A 6,722-nucleotide genomic window follows, 5' to 3' on the forward strand; every position below is an offset into this window, starting at 1 on the left:
CTATTCTGCACTCTTGGTGACTAATCCTATTCGTTGTAATAATTCAGGCACCCACTCATCGAGACCTGTACCAATACGCAGCTTGGGTTGAGGGGGAAGGTAAGAGCATCGAAAAACCTCTTTGACACCTGCCTGACCAAGCTCTCGACTGAATTTTACTGAACTATATAGCTGAGCATCAAAGAGAGACAATCCTATTTCTTTGACGTACTTTGTATATTCATCTATGATTAAGCTCCTAGCTCTACGATCCACCTTATTCCAGACGAGAATGATATCTTGAATGCGTACACTCGAAGTAGACACGCCAATGTCTCTAATCGTCTTGGCATAAGCGAGGGAAGAAGTCAATGATTGAACATCTGCTTCGATGGGACAGATGATAAAATCCATCTGAATGGAGAGTTCTAATAGCTCTTTGGTGCTGGAATGCCCAGGGAAGTCAAAGATGACCATGTCAGGAAGTGATGAGCCCATTCCGTTAAGGGTGCTATTCACTAACCTCAAAGCATCCTTGGGTTCTGCTGCGATAATTCGATACGATGGTCTCTGAAATCTTTCAAAGTGTGCATGAATGCTTTCGGCGATCTGGGGGTCTTCTTCAATGAGGGCACGGTCTCTATCTCTCAATTTCTTAAACGATGTCTGAGTGCCATCACAATCAACCACAATAAGGTCAATACCCTTTTCGTAGTAAAGTATTGCGGCGAGTACTTCTGCTAATGTACTCTTGCCTACCCCTCCTTTTTGAGAGGCAAAACCAAGATAAATTGGTTTGTAGTACTTGTTCTCTTTCTCCATAACTCCATGAATTCTATAAATGTTACGACTTACTTTGCATGTCTTGATTCTTATATACTCTAACTCGAGTTCTCGAGTTCTCGATTACTTAATTAAGTGCTTAAATAGTTAATCAATAGGCTAATTAGTTAATCACTTAGTTATTCAGCATATTAGTCAATGGGGCAATCAAGTTGGTAACAACCCCATGGGCTAATTGATGAAGTTCGTTATTGGTCAATCTATTCATCGGTTATTTAACCACTTAATTATTCCATCAAATCATTACTTGATGACTTAATTACACCACAAATTAAGCGACTAATTAAGTAGCTATTTACTACTCGGGAGCTATAGGGAAGTAGCGAGAAAACTCGTGAAAGTAGTTAATATTGAATGGATTATTTATCCCTTGTACCTTTGTCACTACAAGGATTTGAGACCTATTGGAGGGAGCTGGAGCCCCCGAAGAGATTGCCCGCAAGGCAGACTCTTCATACCCCTATCATCTTGATATTGGCAAGGTGTGTTTTTGTCCGACAAACTCCCGTTTCGCCGACAAAAAACCTTGCCCCACAGGGGAGAGAAATCACTCCAAAGTCGTGATTAGAAGAGATAAGAGATATGGAAAAGAAAAATGTAAGATGGGATCGCTGGGATACTCGTATCCTTGACCCAAAAGAGCAGCTAAAATTGATAGATATGTATCGTCGTTCGGGAGCTAAAACGAAGTCTGATTTCGTTAGGGCAAGACTCTTTGGTGAGGAGTTTAAGGTGGTCACAGTAGATAAATCTGCCGTGGATTATTATCGTAAACTCTCCGAATTAACCTCTCAAATTCACAAGATTGGTGTGCTATATAATCAGGCTGTTCGGGCAATTAATAGCTACCATTCAGTCAAGACTGCCCAGATATTACTCGAAAAATTGGTGGAGCTATCGGGGCAGATTATTGCTTTGCAAGAGCAGACAGTAGAACTCACCATTGACTATCGGAAGAAGAGATGATTGCGAAGATTTCTGCAACAGCCAATCTCGGGGGTACACTTGGCTACAACTTTAGGAAAGTGGAGCAGATGGAGGCTACTGTACTATTGGCAAATGGACTCTATCAGCAGAGTGGTCAGCCCTACACGATGGAGCAGGTTTTGGAGGATATGCAGTTGGCTATTCCAGATAGGTGCAGAACGAAGAAGGTGGTCTTTCACTGTTCGCTCAATCCACACCCTGATGAGCATCTGGACGATGATACTTTGAGGGCGATTGCCCAGGAGTATATGGAGGAGCTGGGGTATGGGGAGCAACCTTATATCGTCTTCAAGCACTCGGACATCGCTCGAGAGCATATCCACATCGTTTCACTTCGAGTGGATAGCGGGGGACAAAAGGTAAACGACAGATTTGAAAAGTGGCGAAGTAAGCGGATTACTACTGCCTTAGAAGAGAAGTATAGTCTGATATCGAGCTCTAAGAAGTCAGTAAAAGAGGAGAAACCTGCATTGCCTATGGCGGTGGATATAAATCAAGGGGATATCAAGCAACAGATAGAGGGTGTGATGCAGTTTGTACTGAAGCATTACACTTTTCAATCGCTTGGTGAACTCAATGCAGCACTTGCCCCATATCAACTGAGTGCTGAAGAGGTAAAGCGGGAGTATCGAGGCAAACAGTATGATGGCGTGGTTTATGCTCCAACAGATAGCAAGGGTAATAAAGTAGGAACACCAATACATGCTTCAGAGATTGGGAGAGGTGTGGGGTATGATGCTCTAGAGAGGCGAATGGAGCAGTCTAAGTCTTTAATTGCTACACACCTTGGAACTGTGCGTGGTCGTCTCTTGGAGGTGATGCGCTCATCTCCTCAGACGATAGAGGAGCTTCAGAAAGGATTAAAGCAGGTCGGTTTGCGAGCTTTTATCCGAAAAAATGAGGGCGGACGGCTCTATGGCATCACCTGTATAGACGACAAGGAGGGTATTGTAGTCAATGGCTCACGCTTAGGAAAAGGCTACTCTGCTAATGTCTTTAATACTTACTTTGCTAATCCAGCTCTCAATCCTTTTCTCAATGAGACTCTATACCGCATTCCTTTAGCCCCTAACCCTCCTATGGAGGACTTAATCAATGAAAATCCCCCTTTAGGGGGCTGGGAGGAGAGTGATGTAATAGGAGAACTAATTGATGAGCTACCAGTAAATAGAGGTAACGATGATTGGAAGGAGGCAGCTTGGCAACGCAAACTCCGCCGTCAGAATCGTCCTCGCTTAAAGGGTAAGAGAAGATAATGGTTTGTGCGTGCCTTGACATTGCAGAGCAGGTGCAGTGCAAGGCGATAAGAGTGAGGCTGAAGGGAGCATACAAAGGTATGTGACCAAAGTCAAATCTCGCAAGCAACGCAGTAATGTACCTGCTATACGATGTCAAGATATGGGACAAGAAGATGATTTGAGAGGCTTAGGCAAAGTGATGGACTTTATGAGGGGGATTTCTATTCTCTTCGTCATCATCAACTGCTACTGGTTTTGCTATGAGGCATTTCGCGAGTGGCACTTCACCATCAGTGTGGTAGATACCATTCTGATGAACTTTCAGAGGACGACGGGGCTATTCAACTCAATACTCTGGACGAAGCTCTTTAGTGTGCTGTTCCTTGGACTTTCATGCTTGGGAACACGAGGAGTTAAGGAGGAGAAAATTACTTGGGCTAAGATTTGGACGGTATTAGCCATTGGATTTGTATTCTTCTTCCTTAATTGGTGGCTATTAGCTCTGCTCTTTAGTAGTGTAGGGAATGCTTCACTTTATATCTTCACACTCTCTGTCGGATATATTTGCCTACTGATGGGTGGAGTCTGGATGAGCAGATTGCTAAAGAACAACCTAATGGACGATGTCTTCAACATCGAGAATGAGAGCTTTCAGCAGGAGACTAGGCTAATGACCAATGAGTATTCGGTCAATCTGCCCACTCGTTTCTATTACAAGAAGAAATGGAACAATGGTTGGATCAACATCGTTAACCCATTTCGTGCTTCTATGGTGCTGGGGACTCCCGGGTCGGGTAAGTCGTATGCAATTGTCAATAACTACATCAAGCAACAGATTGAGAAAGGTTTTGCTATGTATATCTACGACTATAAGTTCCCCGACCTTTCGGAGATTGCTTACAATCACCTGCTCAATCACATTGATGCTTACCCACTGAAACCGCAGTTCTTCGTGATTAACTTCGATGACCCTCGCAAGTCGCATCGCTGCAATCCTATCAATCCTGCTTTTATGACGGACATCTCGGATGCGTATGAGAGTGCCTATACCATTATGCTTAACCTCAACCGAACTTGGATACAGAAGCAGGGAGACTTCTTTGTGGAGTCACCAATCATCCTACTCGCTGCTATCATCTGGTATCTGAAGATTTACGAGAATGGAAAGTACTGCACCTTTCCACACGCAATTGAGTTCCTCAATCGACCCTATGCTCAGATATTCCCGATACTGACTTCATACGATGAGCTTGCTAACTACCTCTCTCCCTTTATGGACGCTTGGGAGGGTGGAGCTCAAGACCAGTTGCAAGGACAGATAGCCAGTGCCAAGATACCACTCTCTCGCATGATTTCTCCAGCACTCTACTGGGTGATGACTGGTGATGATTTCTCACTTGACATCAATAACCCAAAAGAGCCAAAAGTATTAGTGGTGGGTAATAATCCCGACCGTCAAAACATCTACTCTGCAGCTCTTGGTCTGTACAATAGCCGCATCGTAAAGCTCATCAATAAGAAGCACCAGCTGAAGAGTTCAGTGATTATAGATGAGTTGCCAACCATCTACTTTCGTGGACTGGATAACCTTATCGCCACAGCCCGAAGTAACAAAGTGGCAGTGTGTTTGGGATTTCAGGACTTCTCCCAGCTCACCCGTGACTATGGGGATAAGGAAAGCAAGGTGATACAAAACACGGTGGGCAATGTATTCAGTGGTCAAGTAGTAGGAGAAACAGCTAAGACTCTCTCAGAGCGTTTTGGTAAAGCACTCCAGAAACGCCAGTCTATGACCATCAACCGCAACGATAAGTCCACCTCTATCTCCACACAGATGGATAGCCTTATCCCTGCCTCCAAAATTAGTAACCTCACGCAAGGGATGTTTGTAGGTGCTGTCTCCGACAACTTTGATGAGCGTATAGAGCAGAAGATATTCCACGCTGAGATAGTGGTAGACTCCGCAAAGGTCTCTGCTGAAATGAAGCAATACCAGCCAATCCCCGAAATAGCCACTTTCCAAAACGAAGATGGCTCCGATAATCTCCAAGAGACCATAGAAGCCAACTATAAGCGTGTCAAACAAGAAGTGCTATTCCTCGTTGACAGTGAAATTACCCGCATCAAATCCGACCCTTTACTCGCTCACCTCATCAAAGAGTAAATATGCAGTAAATGAAAACGAAATTAATTTAGAGCTTTATTCCTTGTTCTTGGCTTTGCAGCACATTACCTATGCCTATTTTTTCCTTGGTATGCTTACGAATAGTGTAGCGGAGAAGAATCCAAGGTCGGAAACCAAGGTCTGTCTGCCTATTCCAGTTGTAAGATTTGAAGGAGCCAGTCTCCGAGAAGGTTTCAGTCGTCAGAGCACCAGTAAAGTTTTGCAGAGCCACGGCAATATAAAAGTCAGGAGTGATATTATAATTAACCTGTAATTGTGCAAAGGTGGGTCTAAAATACTGAGTTCTAGACTGAGGAGTATAGCTATACTTTTGCCAGCTAATATCAGCACCAAACATCCACTTACCCTTGTACCACCACACACCAGCATTGACTAGGGGCATAGTCTTTACCTCTTGCCCCTCAAAGTAGTAGCGATTTTGTCCACCTCCTACATAAGCGTAGCTCAAACCATCCCTAAAGTTATAGTTAATGTTTGCTCCCCAATATAAGAAGTCAAACTTCCCGTCATTCTGATAAGTGTTGACCCGAACTCCTTGATCAATATAGGAGTATGGGGTAATCCTATCAGTATAATGATTATAGGTAACGGTCAGAGGAGTGAGGAAGAATCGCCCCAATCTAAGCCTATAATTGAGCCCTACTGTATGCATCTGCTCAGGCATGAGCAGGTGATTACCTCGTGTAACTACTAGAGGGTCACTAGAAGTGTTGTAGGGATTAAGTTGTCCTACACTTGGGCTGGTATTAGTCAGATTATAATTGAGACGAATAGTGTTCTTCTTATCAATCACATAGTTGCCAGAAACAGCAAACCTTGGTCTCCAGTAGCTGTTTTTCTCGCCACCCGCATCAAGCCAAATACCCTCCAATCCAGCCGAAAGCATATAATTGAGCTTTCCTATTTTGCTTGAGAAAGAGGCGTAGAAGTATTCGTCAAATCGCCGATGATTAAAGATAGGCAATTGCTCACTCACCTGCTCGATCTTATCATTGATCCACCGTGTATTACTTCCGATATCAATACTACTTCCACTTTCCAACTGCTTAGTGTAGTTGACCTCAAGATTCATAGAGGAGCGCTGATTGTCGTATTCAAATAGGTACTTATTCTCTACCCCTCTACTATACGCCTCTATGTGGTCGCCATCAAGTTTATTACGATTCTTATTGTACCAGTATCTCGCCTGCAACTGAGATTTGTCCTTAAAGTCGTGCTGGTAAAATAGACCTCCCGTTAGGATATAGCTATTATCTACACTATTAGATGATAGAGTAAAAGGAGTTTCTACTGCTTGTCTTAGCGTTCCTGCTCCACTCATTTCACTCCAATCCTTCTTCTTATTGCCATAAAACTGGGCTGCCATATAGTCCCTCTCCCCAATCTGCCATTTGAGGATTAGGTCACCATTCACGCCACGGTTATTGACTAAAGAAGCGCCCTTGCTAGCTTTGTGAAAATCAGTATCCTCCTGCCATTGCTCATAGTCG

General features: G+C 43.7%; 5 protein-coding genes. 3 read left to right on the top strand and 2 right to left on the bottom strand.

Features of this window, described 5'->3' with window-relative positions:
* Positions 1-801, bottom strand: coding sequence for a ParA family protein (locus QYZ87_10770; GenBank protein MDN4754988.1), 801 nt, complete (start codon positions 799-801; stop codon positions 1-3).
* A gap of 603 nt (positions 802-1,404) precedes the next feature.
* Here QYZ87_10770 and QYZ87_10775 point away from each other — a divergent pair.
* From QYZ87_10775 to mobC, 3 genes are all read left to right on the top strand, one after another.
* Positions 1,405-1,788, top strand: a complete 384-nt coding sequence (locus QYZ87_10775; protein MDN4754989.1) for a hypothetical protein — start codon at positions 1,405-1,407, stop codon at positions 1,786-1,788.
* Entirely contained in the window at positions 1,785-3,065 is a 1,281-nt protein-coding gene (gene mobB / locus QYZ87_10780; protein ID MDN4754990.1) for a conjugal transfer protein MobB, read from the top strand. Before QYZ87_10775 ends, mobB begins: the two co-directional genes overlap by 4 nt.
* Positions 3,066-3,207: 142 nt before the next feature.
* Entirely contained in the window at positions 3,208-5,211 is a 2,004-nt protein-coding gene (mobC, locus tag QYZ87_10785; protein ID MDN4754991.1) for a conjugal transfer protein MobC, read from the top strand.
* Positions 5,212-5,239: 28 nt separating this feature from the next.
* On the opposite strand, the gene QYZ87_10790 is transcribed toward mobC, so the two are convergent.
* Positions 5,240-6,722 (bottom strand): TonB-dependent receptor (locus tag QYZ87_10790; protein MDN4754992.1); only part of this gene is annotated, 1,483 nt, incomplete at its 5' end.

It is taken from the genome of Porphyromonadaceae bacterium W3.11, assembly GCA_030434245.1.
Lineage (GTDB): Bacteria > Bacteroidota > Bacteroidia > Bacteroidales > Porphyromonadaceae > Porphyromonas_A.

What these genes read in the sequence shown, in the direction of transcription:
- QYZ87_10770 (MDN4754988.1), bottom strand. Translation starts at nt 801, where the DNA reads ATGGAGAAAGAGAACAAGTACTACAAACCAATTTATCTTGGTTTTGCC.
- QYZ87_10775 (MDN4754989.1), top strand. Translation starts at nt 1,405, where the DNA reads ATGGAAAAGAAAAATGTAAGATGGGATCGCTGGGATACTCGTATCCTT.
- mobB (MDN4754990.1), top strand. Translation starts at nt 1,785, where the DNA reads ATGATTGCGAAGATTTCTGCAACAGCCAATCTCGGGGGTACACTTGGC.
- mobC (MDN4754991.1), top strand. Translation starts at nt 3,208, where the DNA reads ATGGGACAAGAAGATGATTTGAGAGGCTTAGGCAAAGTGATGGACTTT.